Source organism: Candidatus Neomarinimicrobiota bacterium (assembly GCA_036476315.1).
Lineage (GTDB): Bacteria > Fidelibacterota > Marinisomatia > Marinisomatales > S15-B10 > JAZGBI01.
The window spans coordinates 14,029-31,447 of sequence record JAZGBI010000074.1; the positions used below are offsets into that span (position 1 = coordinate 14,029).

Sequence of the window (17,419 nt, forward strand, 5' to 3'; positions counted from 1 at the left end):
TTCCAGGTAGTGGGCTAATTTGGATTTTGAAGATACTTCTTGACTCGGGAAAAGACAAGTGATACATTCTCACTTAGAAGGGGTGTTATTCCGGGGGTTTGAATCAACAGCTCCTAATTCTTTAAAAAACAAGAAAACTCCATTGACACAGCTTGTTGCGGCAATATGTGATGACGGGCAAAAGGTCATTACTGTATCTGATCGTATGGTTAGCTCGGGTGACATGACCTTAACATTTGAACACTCAGATCGCAAGGCACAAGCAATTACAAGTCATTCTGCCATACTTATTGCTGGAACAATGCATGAGCCAGATTTAATACGCGACCTCAGACTAAAAGCAAAAGGGAAAGACCGAATACGAGATATTGCAGATACTTGTGTAGGTCTATACCAAGAATTAAGAGTAAATCACATCCAGGACGAAATACTGCGACGTAATGGACTGTCTTCCTTTGAGGAGTACCAAAGAAAACAGAAGATTCTACACGATTCTATGATACTTGAGATAAATGATGCTGTAAAGAAATACGATCTGGGACTTACTCTGATGCTTGTCGGTGTTGATAACGAAGCTCACATTTTACATATTGGAAATCCCGGAGCGTGGCGGAGTTTCGACAATTTAGGCTATTGCACAGTAGGAATGGGAGAGAGGCACGCTGACAATGTTTTCGCTTGGTACAGATATTCTCGCAACATGCCATTAAGACAAGCTTTACATATTGCGTTTGAGGCAAAAAAGAAAGCAGAAGTAGCGGGTGGGGTTGGACAAGCGAGTGACATCATGATTATTGCCAAACAAGGCCTGAGAATAGTTAAAGAGGGAACAGTTAAACAACTGGAGGATATATATAATAGCTATGAAGCGAAAGACCCAAGAAGAGAACTCCGTGAGCGAATTACAGGACTTAAAGTACAATACGAATAATTGGGATCATCATCCTCTTAAGTGGAAACTGCTTCGGAACAAGTATAGACTGCTACAAGAAGCTCTTAGAATTCGTCAACTGAAGGAAGACTCTGAACTCACCACAGAAGAAAGTTCTTGATATATTATAATGTATCACTTAAATTACGTTCATGAGTAAGACAAGAATCTTAAATGAAGCTGACGAGGATACGTTTTTCTCGGTGTCTGAAGCATCAAGCTTTCTTAGTGTGAAAGAAAGTGCAATTCGCAACTATCTTTATGAGAGAAAGCTAACCACATACAAATTCAAAGGGCTCACACTTTTGAGTAAAAGAGAAATAGAAGGGTGGAAAGGCCGAAAGAGGCAATAGCCTCTTTTTTTAGCCATTAAAGTGATAAAGTATCATGTATCACGTGGCATCGTTGAAATGAGACTTAGAAGCCCACCTTAAAACAACTCCGTCGATAGCGTTAACTACCGACGGAGCATTAACCTCACACGGAGACGGCCCGCGTGAGATCGAAAGAGAATTTAGGGCTCTCTGTGTGGCAAATCAAGGGGAGCCCAAATGAACTGTCTAAAAGATGAAAAGAAACTTGCTGTGTTAGCTGGTCTTGTTGAAGGGAATAGCGTGTTAAGCGTAAGTCGAATGACAGGTGTTCACAAGACAACAATCCTTAGTTTTCTTGGGCGAATTGGTAAGGGTTGTGAACAATTACTGGACGAGCGAATGACAAATCTTGAATGTCAGTCACTTCAGGTAGATGAAATTTGGTGTTTTGTGGGAAAGAAACAATCCCACTTAACCAAAGAAGAGAAACGAAATCGTAGAGACCTGGGAGATCAATACGTCTTTGTGGCGTTGGATGCTGAAACAAAGCTTGTTCCTCTATTTGAGATAGGCAAACGTGACAAGGAAACAACACTTAGATTCATGTTCAACCTTGAAAAGCGTTTGACTAATCATGTCCAATTAACAACTGACGCTTTCACCCCTTACCCTGAGGCTATAGATGAAGCGTTTGGGCGCGATATAGACTATGCTCAATTACATAAAAGCTTCGCAGGAAACGGGGAGAGACGCTACAGTCCACCAAGCATAGTGGCTGTCTTCCATCTTGTTATGCAGGGGAATCCTCAGCGAAAGTATATTTCAACCTCTCATGTGGAGAGGCAGAATCTTACAATGAGGATGCAAATGAGAAGATTTACGCGACTGACAAACGGATTCAGCAAGAAATTGGATAATCTAAAATATGCTGTCGCACTTCACTTTGCTTACTACAACTTCTGTCGCATACATAAGACTTTGAGATGTACTCCAGCCATGAGTGCTGGCGTTACGCGAAGACTGTGGGTCTTAGAGGATTTGCTTGCGTGGGAGGAGCAGTATTAAACTTGGCAGAAAGAGTCAAAGAACATGTGAATCGAGAAAAACTACCTTAACTTTTGTTAGACAAAAAGGAGTTCAAAAATGGATATACAACAAAATGCCCCCCTTGTCTATGTTTCGTTTTCAGCAGAAATCTCGCCAGCTACTACAGAAAGCTTAATAAATGTAATGTCAAGATTAGCAAATTTGGAAGTTAGAGAGGTCTATCTTTTACTTTCTACTCCTGGCGGGTCAGTTATGAATGGCATGAACTTATATAATGTTCTAGAGGGGATGCCCTTTGAACTCAGCATTCATAATGTGGGTAATGTTGATTCTATTGGAAACGCAATATTCTTAGCTGGTCAAAAACGCTATGCGACACCGAATGCAACATTTATATTTCATGGTGTTGGGTTTAATTCTCCAGAAAACCAGAGATTAGAAGAAAAATACTTCAGAGAAAAATTGGGCGGTCTTTTAAGCGATCAAAAACGAATCGGTGACATCATCACTGGTCATACTGATATTACTAAGCAAGAGATCGAAGAACTCTTCAGGGAAACCCAAACTAAGGACGCTACCTTTGCCCTCGACAAAGGACTCATTCATGAAATCCGAAGTGTCGAAATAGTTCCGGGCACTCCCATAGTCCCCTTGGTATTCAAACGCTAATGCGTCTAACTGAAATTCAGGTATTCCTTCCTTCATGGTTCCTCCCCTAGTTATATAATATACACTAATTCATACAATTTATGAATTTGTTCCCAAGTTTTTTGTATTTCGCAATTTTCCCGTCTATAAACCTAATTAGCCCACTACCAAATTCCAGACAAAATGGTCAACCATTCTGTAAAAGGGAAGCAAACATGAATGAGAAGGTGTGGCTAAGTGTCGGTTTCTTGATCCTTGCAACACTGGTGTTTGCCCAATCCGACTCATCAAACGCCGAAGAAGAAAAATGGGACGTCACTGTCGCCCACGGTACCACGTCTGAACTGGAGTTCACGACGGATGAAGGAACCTGGATAAGTTGTGACGTTTCACCCGATGGGAAGGAGATTGTCTTCGACCTTCTGGGTGATATCTATGTCATTCCCCTAACGGGCGGAGTGGCAAAGGCTCTCACCTCAGGGCCCGCGTGGGATGTTCAGCCCGCCTTCAGTCCCCATGGCGACAAAATCGCATTCACATCTGATCGAGGAGGAGGAGACAACATATGGAGCATGAACCGGGATGGTTCCGATCCCAAGGAGGTTACGAAAGAAGATTTCCGTCTTTTGAACAATCCCGTCTTCATGCCAGACGGTCGATACATTGTAGCGCGAAAACATTTTGTAAAAACCCGCTCCCTTGGCGCTGGTGAAATGTGGATGTACCATATTTCCGGAGGTGATGGGGTACAGCTGACTGAAAAAAGGGATTGGCAGCACGATGCCGGCGAGCCGGATGTGAGTCCTGACGGACGCTTTCTCTATTTTTCACAGGATGCGAGTCCCGGAGAGAGGTTTGAATACAACCGGAATCCCTATGAAGGGATCTACGCCATCGAAAGGGTAGATTTGATCACGGGTGAACGAAAGCAAATCGTGGGCGGTCCCGGCGGTGCAGCGACGCCCCAGATTTCGCCTGACGGCAAAACGGTTGCATTTGTGCGGCGCGTCGGTTTGAAGACCGTCCTTTTTGTCAAAGATCTTACCACCGGGAATGAAAGAAAGGTCTTTGACAAACTTAACAGAGATGCCCAGGAAACGTGGGCGATCTTTGGCGTCCATCCAGGTTACAGCTGGACGCCTGATGGCCGACACATCGTCATTTCTGCGAAAGGACGTTTGTGGAAGGTGGAAGTGGAGACGGGGAGTGCTCAACAGATTCCGTTCACCGTGAATGTGAAGCAGACGATAACCGAAGCGATTCGATTCCCAGTCAGCGTGGGTGATCCGGATTTCCAGGTCCGCGTTATTAGGCATCTCAGAGTAAGTCCCGATGGGGAAAAAGTGGTGTTTCAGGCCCTGGGTCGACTCTACGTGGCAAATAAGGATGGGTCAGACCGGAAGTTGTTAACGTCGTCTGAGGATATCTTTGAATTTCAACCGGCTTGGTCCCCCAGCGGAAAAGAGGTGGCTTTTACAACATGGAAAGATGGGGGCGCGGGCGGCATTTCCGTTGTTAGTAGCAAAGGGGGGAAAGCAGCCAAACTTGATATTTCTCCCGGCCACTATTTTGATCCCTCTTGGTCTCCGGATGGCAAGTTCCTGGTCTACAGACGGGGTACCGGAAACTGGCTTCGGGGGTTTGAGAATACCATGAAACCCGGAATTCACATGGTCCCCAGAAGCGGGAGAAGGGCACGGTTTGTAACGGACGAGGGGACCCATCCCCGGTTCAGCAGAGATGGAAAGCGTATCACGCTGCACGCTCGTGAAGGAGAGGATCAGGCCCTCGTCAGTGTGGATCTGAATGGCAAGGACCGCAGAGTGCTGGCCGCATCGCAACATGCCCACTCCTGGGCCGTCTCACCCGATGAAGAATGGATCGCATTCATTGAGCGGTTCCACATCTATGTCGCCCAGTTTCCTCATACCGGAAAACAGATCAAGCTGTCTCCCAAAACAACCTCGCTACCCATCGCGAAAGTGACGCGGGATTCGGGATTCGGTGTACACTGGTCAAATGACAGTAAGTCCGTTTACTGGACACTTGGGGCTGAACTGTTTTCACGCCCACTCAGAGAAATGTTTACTTTTGTTGAGGGGGCACCGGACTCCCTTCCTGAACCCGATTCCGCTGGCATCCAGCTTGGATGGAAGGAAAAGGGTGACATTCCCGACGGGAGAATAGCCTTGATGGGCGCCCGGATCATCACCATGGGAGAACCCGGAATCATCGAGAACGGAATCATAGTGATTGAAGGGAACCGTATTGAAAAGATCGGCTCCGCTTCGGAGATAAAGGTGCCCCGATTCACAAAAAAGATTGATGTTTCGGGAAAGACAGTCATCCCGGGTTTCGTGGATGTCCATTCTCACATGAGCCTCAACTGGGATGGCCTGTCGAGCCAGCAGAACTGGCATTATCTGGCGAACCTCGCTTTTGGCGTTACCACCACTCACGATCCGTCCAACGATACGGAAATCGTCTTCGCCAACTCTGAGTTGCAGAAGGCGGGAGAAATCCTGGCCCCACGGGTTTATTCCACGGGAATGATTCTCTATGGAGCGGAAACTGGATTTACGGCGGAAGTAAATTCACTTGAGGACGCAAAATCCCATCTCAGAAGGCTGCGAGCGTTTGGTGCGTTCAGCGCGAAGTCCTACAATCAACCCCGGCGGGCTCAACGTCAGCAGGTTCTGAAAGCGGCGCGTGAAATCGGAATGATGGTTCTACCCGAGGGAGGTTCCACATTTCAACACAATATGAACATGATTGTGGATGGTCACACAGGCATCGAACACTCTATCCCAGTTTCGCCTCTGTACAAGGACGTGTTGACACTCTATGGCACGAGCGGCGTAGGATACACTCCCACCCTTATTGTGAGTTACGGGGGACTCTGGGGAGAGAACTACTGGTACCAGCACCAAAAGGTTTTCGAACATGAACGCCTTCTGACCTACATGCCAGAGGAATTGCTTGACGAGGTGGGTCGGCGCAGAATGATGGTGGAGGATAACGACTATAATTACATCGAGAATGCCAAAGCAGCCAAAGCACTCGCAGACTACGGCGTAAGAGTCAATAACGGCGCCCATGGTCAGCTCGTGGGACTGGGGGTCCACTGGGAAATGTGGATGCTGGCTCAGGGCGGAATGACGCCTCTTGAAGCCTTGAGAGCATCCACGTTGAACGGAGCGGCCTACATCGGATTGGACCTGGACCTGGGAAGCTTGGAGGAAGGGAAACTGGCAGACCTGGTGGTCCTCGGGAAGAATCCCCTGGAGAATATCAGGAATTCTGATTCTGTTGAAATGGTCATGCTCAATGGCCGGCTGTTCAATGCCTCTACCATGAACGAAATTGCGCCGGAAACCCGGCAGCGGAGAGCGTTCTGGTGGGAATTACGAGAATAGCGGGAAAAGGTTTCGCACCAGAAAGAATATATTTGCCGGTCGTTCAGCAAGGCGTCGCATGTACCATGGAAACCAGGCGGACCCGTAACTTATGAGCACGCGAACTCCGTATCCTTGCCGGACTAACCGAGCCTGCTCCTCACTCTTGATCCCGTATAACATCTGAAATTCCAGAAGTTCTCCTGGAATTCCCCTGAAACTTGCCTCCTCACAAATGCGCCGAATCAGCTTGAGGTCGTGGGTTGCAAACGCGGCTCCTAAGCCGCCCTCCCGAACCCCCTGAAGCATTGACGTGGCGAGAACCAGGAAGTTTTCATCCACTTCTTTCTTGCGAGGATAGGCGACATCTGGCGGCTCGGCATAGGCACCCTTGACCAGACGAATAGCCGACTCCAAGGAGCGGAGGCTCCCAAAATCGTTTGACGTGCGAAAGAGATAAGACTGAAGACAGACTCCAACGCTGGAATAATGCGACTTCACGCGTCGATGCATGGTTAGAGTTGCATCCACGTAGCAACTCTCTTCCATATCTATCCAGACAAAATTGTCCAGATCGGCGGCTTGCTCCACCAGAGACATGAGATTGGATAAACAGAACTCCCTGTCGAAAACGAGTCCTAGCTGAGTGAGCTTGACCGAAATATGGCAATCGAGATGATGCTTGCTGATCCTGTCCAGAACTTCATGGTAGTGATCCGTCACCCTCCTGGCCTCAGTCAGCTCGCTGACGTCTTCTCCCAAGTATGTGAGTACTGTTGAAATATTGCTTTCTCGGAGTACGGCTGCCTCTTTCAAGGCGTCGGCGAGTTTCTCTCCCGGCATAAAACGAGTGACAGCTCTGCGAACAGAAGGATATCGAGGAAATGTGTGGGCAATGGTCGGATTCTCAGATGCCCGGAGGAGCAGACTCCTCATCAACCCCATCGATTCCCACACACCTACTGCATATTCTGAAGTCGAGCCTCGGAAAAACGTCGGGCGAGATCGATGAAATCACCCACGGTCAGCATTTCCGGTCTCATGGAAAGATCCAGGTCAACATCCCCTTTTAAATCAGATAAGATTTCTCGTAACGAATTCTTGAGCATTTTGCGTCTTTGCGAAAATGCCTTTCTGACGGTTTCTTCGAGTACACTGGCGGTGTGATCATCGAGGTCAAATCGTTTATGACTCTTCAAGGCAACAACTGCGGATCGTACCCTGGGTTTCGGAATGAATACTTCAGGGGGGACGTTGAGGACCTGACGAACGTTCATGTAGGCCTGGACCATCACGGTGAGACGACCGTACACCTTCCCACCGGGAGTAGCGGTTAACCGGTCGGCCACCTCCTTCTGGACCATCAGGTGGATGTCCCACCATCGCGACGGTTCTTCGAGAAGTCTGAAGATGACCGGCGACGTAATGTTATAAGGAATGTTTCCCACTACTCGTAATCTATCTCCGGTCAATGACAGTGAGGAGAGATCAATCTCAAGGAAATCGCGATTCAAGAATGTACACCGCGCGAAGGCTGGGTTAGACTCGAGGGTGTCGAACAAGTTTCCATCGATTTCCACTCCTATCAGCTCTTTTACTTTTGGCACCAGGAGCTGAGTCAAAGCGCCTTCTCCCGGACCGATCTCAATAATGGAATCGCCCGGTTCGGGATCGATGATCCGCACAAGTTTCAAGAGGAGATTTCTGTCGGAGAGGAAATGCTGACCCCACCGTTTCCGCGAATAAGGGTTCACCCGGGCAAGTCAAAGAAACGTGAAGCCGTCTCTCGTGTCGCATGGGCAACCGTTTCCAGTGACTCCCCCTTGATTTCTGCGATTCTCGACGCCACATACGGAACATGAGCGGGTTCGTTACGCCTTCGTCTCACTGGAACAGGTGATAGAAAGGGTGAGTCTGTTTCAATCATCATCGATTCCAGAGGGACTCCTCTCACGACGGATTCAATTGTTTCATTGCCGTATGTGATGATTCCGGTGAAGGAAATCTTGAAGCCAAGTACGAGAGATTTTTCCGCCATCTCGAAGGTACCTGTGAAACAGTGCATCACCCCTTTTCTCTGCCCAACCGATTCTATGGTCCTGAGCAGTGCTTCGTCTGCATCTCGATTGTGGACAATCACCGGCAGATCCAGTTCATCGGCCAGTTCCAACTGGCCTCGGAAGATCTCCACCTGGATCTCAGGGGGAGATAGATTCCGATAGAAATCGAGGCCGGTTTCTCCGATACCCACGACGCCATCGTGAGCGGCAAGATCGCGAATCTCATCCAGGTAGGCTCCGGGAGCCTCTTTGGCGTCATGGGGATGAATTCCCACGGTGGCAAATATGCCCGGGTACCGCTCGGAAAAGGTTATCGATTTCCTGGATGTTTCCAGATCCGTCCCCACGCACACAATTTTTTCCACCCCGGCTTTCTCAGCCCTTTCCATGACAGCGTCGAGCTCTTTTTCAAGTCCACCGTGGTAAAGATGCGCGTGAGTGTCGGTATACAATTGACTATTTTCTATTGACTATTTTTTATTGAAGACCGAAGTAGCGAAACCTGTAATAAATTATTCTCAATATTCAATTGTCAATGTTCGACATCTCTCCATTTCTCCTCCAAAGGAGTTCCTACGGAACAATTCTCTATCGTCAATATTCAATTGTCCATAGTCCATCGTCAATTGTCAATTACGAAATCCTGGCTCCTGATCCTATGTCGGGATCGTCCACGGTTAGCAGAATAATGGAATTTTCACCGCTCGCCGCAAGAAGCATCCCCTTCGACTCCTCGCCCCGGATTACCGCGGATTTGAGGTTTGTAAGTACAACGATCATCTTTCCCACCAACTTTTCCGGGGAATAATGTTCCGCGATACCCGCCACGATCTGGCGTTCGTCCTCACCGATCCTGATTTGAAGTTTGACGAGTTTGTCTGTTCCACTCACCGCTTCAGCCGCCACAACTTCAGCCGTTCTCAGATCGAGCTTCGCGAAGTCTTCAATAGCAATCTCCTCTCGTGTCATCCCTTCCTCCTCTATCTTCACTGATTTCTTCTCTAATTCTATTCTTGGGAATGGGACCTCGAATGATCCCAAAGGTGCCCCACGTTCCAACTTTCCCCATTCATGATCCATGAAGTCCGGCTCGCTCACCCCTATCATCTCAAGCATCTTCTCCGTTCTCGCTGGCATGATCGGGTGGAGCTGCTGAAGTACGATCCTCAACGACTCCGCGGCGAAATAGAGCACCGTCCCGGCTCTCTCTTTGTCTGATCTCACAAGCTTCCACGGTTCCCTTCTTTCCATGTAGCGGTTGATCACCCGGACGAATTGAAGAACCTCCTCCACTGCCGCGCTGATCCGCATCCTTTCAACCTGATCATGGGCCACTGACGCCACCCGTTCCCCATGACGACGCAACGTGACTTCCTCCTCACCCAGATCTCCCGAAGGGGGAATTTCCCCAGCGAAGTGACTCCTTATGAGTGCACAGATGCGACCCACAAGATTCCCAAGATCGTTCGCCAGATCGCTATTATACCGCCGAACGAAGGCCTCAAGTGAGAAATTGGCGTCCTGACCCAACACCATGTCACGCATCAGAAAATACCTCACCGGATCCACACCGAACTCTTCTATGAGATCCAGCGGTCGAACAACATTTCCCATGGACTTGGACATCTTGAAATCCTCGCTGAGCCACCATCCATGAGCGAAGATTGTCTCCGGCTGAGCAATATCAGCCGCGAATAACATGGTGGGCCAGTAGACGGCATGGGTGGTCAGGATGTCCTTGCCAATGAGATGATAGTTTGCTGGCCACCACTTCCTGAACAGTGAATCGTTTTCCGTTACACCGATGGCACTGACGTAGTTTATCAGGGCGTCAAACCAGACATAAGTGACGTAGTCGCTGTCAAAAGGGAGTTCAATTCCCCACGAAAGGCGTGATTTCGGACGCGAAATGCAGAGGTCGCCCAAAGGTTGCTTTAGAAAGCCCAGGACCTCATTTCGACGGAAGTCGGGTAGGATGAACTGGGGGTGGTCGCCGATATGGTCAATCAGGCGTTGTCGGTAATTGCTCATCTTGAAGAAATAGTTTTCTTCTGAGATGACCTTCAGCTCAGTCCGGTGGATCGGACATTCTGCAGGGACGTCCGATGACGGCCCCTGCAGCTCCTTCTCCGTGTAGAAACGCTCACATTCGATACAGTAGTATCCACTGTACTCATCAAAATAGATGTCTCCCTTATCGTAGATGGTTTGCAGGATCTGCTTGACCACTTTTTCGTGTTCCGGGTCCGTGGTACGGATGAAGTGAGTGTAGTTAATATTGAGCTTTTCCCACAAATCCTTGAACCGGACCACCGTTTCATCGCAATGCTGCTTTGGTTCCATACCCCGATCCCGGGCAGCTCTGAACACTTTCTGCCCATGCTCATCGGTCCCCGTGAGGAAAAAAACGTCATCGCCCCTCTCTTTGTAATACCGTGCCAGAACATCTGCGAGGACGGTCGTATAGGCATGACCGATATGGGGCTCATCATTCACATAGTAGATTGGAGTTGTCACGAAAAACTTGCCCATACTATTCCACCCCGCCTCCCTTGAGATTCAGTTCAATGTCAAGCAGCAGATTGGTAAGGACCAGATTTATGTTGCGGTTTCTGGAAAGGGAGTGGGTGCAGGTTTCAACCGATGAAATGATTTCCGGGAAATTCGCATCCGGGTATTTCTTCGCAAACTCCCGTATCCGTGCCTCACGTCTTCCCAGGATCAATTCAGCATCTCCATCTCCCTTTTGAAGGTACATGGCATCGCGGAACCAGTAGCTCAGAAGCTGCAAATGAAAGGAGAACTCGCCGGCATCCGTCCTGTAGACCGAGATTCCATGATGCAGAAAACTCCGCCAGCCTGATCCTGAACCGGACGTGGTCCAGTCTATCAAAGAGTCCAGAAGAGCGTCCAATTCTTCCAGCTTTTCCCTGGCGAGACTCCGGGCCGTCCTCACGTTACCCTGTGAAAAATGAGCGATGAGAAGAGCTTCTGATTCCTCCTTTCCCATGGTTTCTGTCAGAAGATGAACGATATCTTTTTCGGGAACAGGTGGGAAGTAGATGCCCTGACACCGGGAACGGATGGTTTCAGACAGCCTTTCCGGATACTCTGTGGTAAGAACAAATGTTGTATCCGCCGGTGGTTCTTCCAGAATCTTGAGCAGCGCATTGCCCGATTCAGCCTGTTGAGTCATCAGTTTGTGAGCATCAAACAGAATAATCATCTTCCGCCCGGATTCAATCGATTTGAGGTAGATTTTTTTCCGGATGTATCGAATTGAAACCAGGAGGATTGTGTTCGCCCGCGGCAGGTCGATCTTGCAGTATGGATCCGAGCCCTTCTTTGCTGTGAGTTTCTGGAGCGTGGCCAGCGTTTTGTCGGATAGCGCCCTGGCAGGCGGGTCGTCCTTTTTGATGTCCCTGTCACGGGGCAGGGGTACCACCAGTGTAAGATTCGGATGTTGCAGAGCACCGAATTTTGTGCAGGAGGGACACTCACCACACGGATCCTTTCCCGGATTTCTGCAATTCAGAAGGGCTGCAAATTTCAGGGCAAATCCCTCCTTTCCTGTGCCTGCCGGCCCCTGGAACAGATAGGCACTGGAGATACGGCCATTCCGAAATGCCGCCGTGAGGCGATCCCATACGGCCTGCTGGTCAACCAGTGACCGGAAATTCCCTTTGTCCGGCATGTCAGCTAGGACTTCCTCAGCCATTGTTCAGGATCCAGTTTCTTCCGATTGCCCCAGATTTCGAAATGAAGCTTTGCACCATCAAAGGACCCGGAATCCCCCACATGGGCAATTACGTCACGGGCTTTTATATAATCGTTCTCCCCCACTTCCACGTCCGTGACATGAGTATATACCGTGTAAAAGCCGTCTCCATGATCGATGATAACGGTGTTTCCGTAACCCCGGATGTAAGTAACCGTGGTGACAATGCCATCGTATACGGCCCGAACCTGTCTGCCAGCAGGGCCCTTAATATCGATTCCAGTGTTTTCCGTCACGGTTTTCAATGTCGGGTTTCGGTGGCTCCCGAAGTGCGATACGATCTTCCCTTTCACGGGCCATGGCAGTTTCCCTTTCAGCAAGGAGAAGTCGACTCTCCCAACGAGCTGTTCTTCGCGCCTCATCCGTTCGAGCTCAGCCAGGCGTGCCTCCTTCTCCTTATCGCGCTCGAGTTCGGTGATGATCGACTCTAATTCCCGGGCTGCTTTCTGCCTCTCATTGATAGCATTGGAAAACTCCTGGCGGTTCCTTTTCAATTGTGCCAACTCACGGTTTCTCATTCTTCTTCTATTCTCCAGCCACTTCTTGCGAACCGATTTTTCCCGGTCGATTTTCTCCATATCCGTAAGCTCTCTATTAAGAGAGGCCCTTTTGCCGGAAATATCCTGAAGCGTTTCTCTTATCTCACGGCCCAGGGTTTTATCGTAATCGGAAATGATCTTCAAGTATTTCGACCGGTAGATGGCCTGACGCCACGAGTCGGAATCCAGGAGAATCTCAATGTCCGACAAACGACCTTTCTTGTAGACATTGGTCACTCGCCGGGCGTACCGCTTCTTGAGATCCCCATACTGGCGCTGTTTCTCCTCAATCTCGGATTCCATCTGAACAACAGTCTCCCGCTTCGACTTTTCCTCCTTTTTCAGGCGGTAAAGCAAATTCCTCACCAGAGAGATCTCTTCGTCGATTTCTTCTAACTTGTCGAGAGTGCTCTTCTCTCTGGCCGATGTCTCCCTGATGCGCCTCTGGAAGTCACGAATTTCGTTCCTTATCAGATCCAATTCCCGGGAATGAAATTGGATATCTTCGTCGATGTCCTCGATCTGGGGAGTCAATACGGGGGGAACTGCCAGCAACAGGAAAAGGATGAGTTTCGCGTTTGAATCCACAGCGGGAAAATAGATTGTCCCTCAGTGATTATCAATTCTTTTCCCACGAAGCCTCGCCTGTTCAGAGAACCACAGAGACCACAGAGTAAATAAACTTGACACCAGAGACCTTTTTGTGGTTATGCTTCCGGTTGTGTTCTTGCAGTCTGTCCTGCGAACATTTCTATCTCAAAGGTTATGTTCATTGTACTACTCTGTCTCCTCCCCGCCTGCTCCCTCCTGGTAGGGAGGGCGGGCAGGTGTGGTTTTGATGTGGCCCTTCTGTTGTTTTTAAGCTATTAGTGAAAGCTGTGCCTGTCCCGCCAGCCTGCTCCACGTTCGCGGTGGCTGGCAGGCAGTAAGCGGGGTAATCTGTGGTTTCACCGTCAGTTACTACGCCAAACCTCTTGACAAATGAAGGAACCGTGACTATTTTGGATCTCCGGTTATCACATAGGAGGGAAACGTGAAGAGCGCAGTTTGGGAAAATATCTTCCGGGGCAGATCCGGGAAAGAGAGCAGAGAAGTCCTGGCCATGAAACACGTGCCTATTTTCGAAAATCTCGAGGCAAAAGAACTCCTTGAAATTGAAAAACTCGTCCACCTGAGAGCATACAAGCCTGACGAATACGTGTTCCGGAAGAACGCTCCCGGCGAAGGACTATACATCATTCTCCAGGGCAAGATCGATATCCTTGTTGAGAGTGAAAACGGAGAAGAGAACCTCATGGCCTCCCTGAAAGAAGGCGACTTCTTCGGAGATCTGTCACTGCTTGACAGGGAACCTCGCTCCGCGAGTGCCATTTCAAGAGATCACTCCGAACTCCTGGGTTTCTTCCGCCCGGACCTGACGGACATATTGAAGCGAAAACCGGACCTGGGAGCCAAAATCCTGTTCAACGTTGCGAGAATCATCGGTGAGAGACTGAGAAAAACAAACGAACTCCTCGAAGAAGCGCAGTCCAAAGTTTAATCGTGAAGACCTCAGCCAAGGACCCCATCTTGCGGTTCTACCACCTTCTTCTCATTCTGCTCGCCCTGGGATTTCTCTATATTATCTGGCCTTACATATCCGGAATCGTTTTTCTGCTGGTTTTTGCGTTCCTCTTCACGACTATCCTGCTTCCCATCGTTGATTGGCTTGAAGGAAGAATGAAAAGCCGTGCCCTGGCTGTTATGTCCACGGTTGTGACACTTCTCGCAGTGATTTCCCTTTTCCTCTTCAGTTTCATTGTCCAACTCTCACAGGAAGCACGAACCATCGCTCTAGATCTTGATCAGGAACAACTCGTTCAAGGACTTCAACAGCTCAGGGAGGCCGTGGTGGACGCATCACCCACCTTTGTCCAGGGCTTTATTCAGGAATACATGGGAGGAGGAACAGACGGAGGCTTTGGGGCGGCAGAAATCAGCCGCTACGTCAATACCGTGATTGAAAAGCTCTCCCAACTGACTGGAGCAATCGGTTCGTTCCTCTTCTTTGCCATTATGCTTCTCCTTTTTACCATCATCATTCTATATGAATACCACAACTTCAAGCGAACCCTCGTGAAGTTTATCCCCAACAAATATCTGGAACTGGGAATCCGGCTCGTTCGAAATATTGAAAAACAGGTCAGCAGCTACCTCCACGGCCAACTTCTTGCCGCGTCAAGTGTGGCCGCCATGTCTGTCATCGGACTGTTTCTTCTCAATCTGCTGGTGGATGCGAATCTTTCGCTCATCGTATTCATAGGCGTCATCGCCGGTCTCGCGAATTTGATTCCACTCGTTGGGCCCTTTGTTGGGATGGTTCCCGCCGTTCTCATTGCCATCATGAACCATCTGGGAACGGACGGCGGACCAGCAGGGCACCTCCTCGTAGTCATCATCTCCATCGTCGTCATGTTTTTCATCGTTCAACAGATTGATAACAATCTTGTTACACCGAAACTTGTGGGTCAAAGTGTGGGTATGCACCCCATTGTGGTCATCATGGCCCTACTCATAGGAGCGAACCTCATGGGACCATTGGGTATGCTTGTGGCCGTACCGGCGGCGGGAACCATCAAGGTAATCACCAGCGAGATCATGTGGGCGGTGAGGAACGCCCATCTTCTCTAGCCCTACTCCTCCTCTATCCTGTAGAGAACGTAGTCTTCAAAATAGTAGAATCTCTTTTTCTCTTCCGGCACGTGGTAAATCCACATTTGATGATTGTGTTGTCTGTCATCGACCCGCTCGACTACCTCATAGGGATCTCCCAGGATCGCCTGCACCTCGGCAACGAGCATGCCCCGTTGCACTCTGGGAGCATGACCTCTGGCCCTCTCCTCTCTGGCTTCATCCATCTGCTCCTGAAGAGTATACCTCAAGAGGATCTCATCGAGATGGGAAAGTTGACCTTCCAGCCGCTCGATGATTCTATCCATCGAAGGATCAGAGGTGCCGAGGATTTCACGGACTGTGTAGAGAGATTGAAGAGCCAATCTCAACGACCCCTCATCTGAGGCCTTGTTGACGTCTTCAAGCATTTTGGCTGCCACTTCGAGTTCGGCTTCCCGTATATCCTCTCGCAAAGAGGGAGCCAGCTCAAAACCACGGGAGAACTTCCTGAGTGCCATGGGGTAAAATCCCCGCAGTGCAAGATCTTTGCCCTGCCTGAAAAGGATTCTCCCTTCGAGAAGTCGCAACGATTCCCGTGACCGGTCGGAAACTGACGCGGCCCTGCGGGCTAATCGCAAGGCATCTTCATCCTTCCGGCTATCGAATAACGTGTTTGCCGCCTCCAGGTAATAATCGGCGACTCCCTCTATCTCCACGCGAATCTTCCTCTTCAATGCAGCATCCGAAGTAAGGCTCGCCTTAACAAATTTCTCCAGAGCTCTGTCCATCTTCTCCTTCCCGGCGAGCTGAATACCTTCAGCGTAGAGCTGCTCTGGAATCCTTCTTTCGCAGAGCTGAACAAGACTCCGGGCCCTCTTAATACGGGTATGATCTGGATACTTGTTCACGAAACTTAACAGCTTGCGCCGGGCTGACACGTAGTCTCCTTTCAGGAAATCCTTCTTACCTTCGTCTCCAACAGTGGTACGCCCACCGTAAAAGGCTCCAAATGTGAAATAGAGACCGATAGTTGGCAAATGAAAACCGGAGATTTTCGTTTCATATTCAGGATCAGGAACGGTGGTCACTTTGTGATAGATGTGCCGTAATTCCAGTCCCCATGCATACCGGGCCTCCGTCTCAGATTCGAGAACATACTTAAGCCCCAGTGAGACAGTGGCACTCCTTCCCGTGCCAAAAGGTTTTCTGTCTATATTGTCATCGCGATAGAACCGCGTACGGTTCAGACCGTATGAATACTTCAGATGAAGGAACCACTTGGGTTTCCACTGCATAATGAGCGATGTGACCAGATTGCCTTCCATCACTGTTGGAGAGAATTTCTTTTCCTGATCCCACGATGACGGAACCTCCGGGGGACCTGAAATCGCGAGCAGCTCAATATCGGGAATACCGTAGATGGATGAATAGCGGAACCCGAGACCCGTCAGGACATCAAGATAACTTTTCTTCAACAGAAGATGTGAGAGGTTGGTCTGGAAAGCATCCACTTCCAAGAATGACCCCATTCGCCCGGACAGATCTATCTTTTCAATAATTTCTGCGGTACCCGGTTCGTAAGTGATCAAGCTCGAATTGAATTCCACGGGATTGAATCCCTTCCGGCCGTAGAATCCAATTCCGTATCGTCCTTCAACCGGCATCGTGACGATGGGCTGCTTGAACTCCAGAGGCCGGAAAACTGCCTCAAACAACCGGCTGTCCCCCCGCTTTATGGATGCAAAGTGTTGGCCGGGAGACAGGAAACTAAACCAGGATTTCCTGTCCTTCTGAGGGTCGTAAACGCCTGCGTGGGATTCTCCCACCGTGCCCCCGGAAAAGACCGGGACGAGCAGGAAAAGTGCGATCCACACAGACTGGGAGATATGGAACTCCTCTCTTACCATGGAAAAACAAAATACCAGAACCCTAATAATTATTCAAGACAATTTGGATTATGAAACTATCTTCCGTCAAGGAGCGTTATCTGAATCGGGGGATAGGCTTTCTCCCGCGAGTGAGGGCAAGAATTTACCCCATCAAGAGAAAGAGTCT

The 17,419-nt window shown here is 49.3% G+C and carries 13 protein-coding genes; 6 read left to right on the forward strand and 7 right to left on the reverse strand.

The annotated features are described in order from the left end of the window. Window positions 1-58 precede the first annotated feature (58 nt). From V3U24_07475 to V3U24_07490, 4 genes are all read left to right on the forward strand, one after another. Window positions 59-931 (forward strand): hypothetical protein, encoded by an 873-nt coding sequence (locus tag V3U24_07475; protein MEE9167281.1) that lies wholly within the window; start codon window positions 59-61, stop codon window positions 929-931. A 551-nt stretch (window positions 932-1,482) separates the two neighbouring features. Beyond that, window positions 1,483-2,310: an IS1 family transposase gene (locus tag V3U24_07480; GenBank protein ID MEE9167282.1), complete on the forward strand. Its 828-nt coding sequence runs from the start codon at window positions 1,483-1,485 to the stop codon at window positions 2,308-2,310. 78 nt (window positions 2,311-2,388) lie between these two features. Next, window positions 2,389-2,961, forward strand: coding sequence for an ATP-dependent Clp protease proteolytic subunit (locus V3U24_07485; protein MEE9167283.1), 573 nt, complete (start codon window positions 2,389-2,391; stop codon window positions 2,959-2,961). Between the two features lie 194 nt (window positions 2,962-3,155). Next, complete coding sequence (locus tag V3U24_07490) at window positions 3,156-6,356, forward strand: amidohydrolase family protein (protein ID MEE9167284.1); 3,201 nt, start codon at window positions 3,156-3,158, stop codon at window positions 6,354-6,356. Here V3U24_07490 and V3U24_07495 read toward each other — a convergent pair. From V3U24_07495 to V3U24_07520, 6 genes are all read right to left on the reverse strand, one after another. Continuing rightward, window positions 6,345-7,271, reverse strand: a complete 927-nt coding sequence (locus tag V3U24_07495) for a proline dehydrogenase family protein (protein MEE9167285.1) — start codon at window positions 7,269-7,271, stop codon at window positions 6,345-6,347. The two genes, V3U24_07490 and V3U24_07495, sit on opposite strands and share 12 nt — an antisense overlap. A 23-nt stretch (window positions 7,272-7,294) precedes the next feature. Next, the gene (rsmA, locus tag V3U24_07500; GenBank protein ID MEE9167286.1) at window positions 7,295-8,089 is read right to left on the reverse strand and encodes a 16S rRNA (adenine(1518)-N(6)/adenine(1519)-N(6))-dimethyltransferase RsmA; all 795 of its coding nucleotides are present in this window, start codon (window positions 8,087-8,089) and stop codon (window positions 7,295-7,297) included. Then, window positions 8,086-8,847, reverse strand: coding sequence for a TatD family hydrolase (locus V3U24_07505; GenBank protein MEE9167287.1), 762 nt, complete (start codon window positions 8,845-8,847; stop codon window positions 8,086-8,088). Before V3U24_07505 ends, rsmA begins: the two co-directional genes overlap by 4 nt. Before the next feature lie 181 nt (window positions 8,848-9,028). Then, window positions 9,029-10,927, reverse strand: a complete 1,899-nt coding sequence (metG, locus tag V3U24_07510; protein MEE9167288.1) for a methionine--tRNA ligase — start codon at window positions 10,925-10,927, stop codon at window positions 9,029-9,031. Between the two features lies 1 nt (window position 10,928). Beyond that, the gene (locus V3U24_07515) at window positions 10,929-12,113 is read right to left on the reverse strand and encodes a DNA polymerase III subunit (GenBank protein ID MEE9167289.1); all 1,185 of its coding nucleotides are present in this window, start codon (window positions 12,111-12,113) and stop codon (window positions 10,929-10,931) included. Then, window positions 12,095-13,300, reverse strand: coding sequence for a peptidoglycan DD-metalloendopeptidase family protein (locus tag V3U24_07520; protein MEE9167290.1), 1,206 nt, complete (start codon window positions 13,298-13,300; stop codon window positions 12,095-12,097). Before V3U24_07520 ends, V3U24_07515 begins: the two co-directional genes overlap by 19 nt. 445 nt (window positions 13,301-13,745) lie before the next feature. Between V3U24_07520 and V3U24_07525 the strand changes: the two genes are divergently transcribed. Together V3U24_07525 and V3U24_07530 are read left to right on the forward strand one after the other, a co-directional pair. After that, on the forward strand, window positions 13,746-14,252 hold the full coding sequence (locus V3U24_07525) for a cyclic nucleotide-binding domain-containing protein (GenBank protein ID MEE9167291.1): 507 nt from the start codon (window positions 13,746-13,748) through the stop codon (window positions 14,250-14,252). A gap of 2 nt (window positions 14,253-14,254) precedes the next feature. Next, entirely contained in the window at window positions 14,255-15,382 is a 1,128-nt protein-coding gene (locus V3U24_07530; GenBank protein ID MEE9167292.1) for an AI-2E family transporter, read from the forward strand. A gap of 2 nt (window positions 15,383-15,384) precedes the next feature. Here the strand turns inward: V3U24_07530 and V3U24_07535 are convergent, their stop codons facing one another. Next, window positions 15,385-17,271 (reverse strand): hypothetical protein, encoded by a 1,887-nt coding sequence (locus tag V3U24_07535; protein MEE9167293.1) that lies wholly within the window; start codon window positions 17,269-17,271, stop codon window positions 15,385-15,387. Window positions 17,272-17,419: the final 148 nt, after the last annotated feature.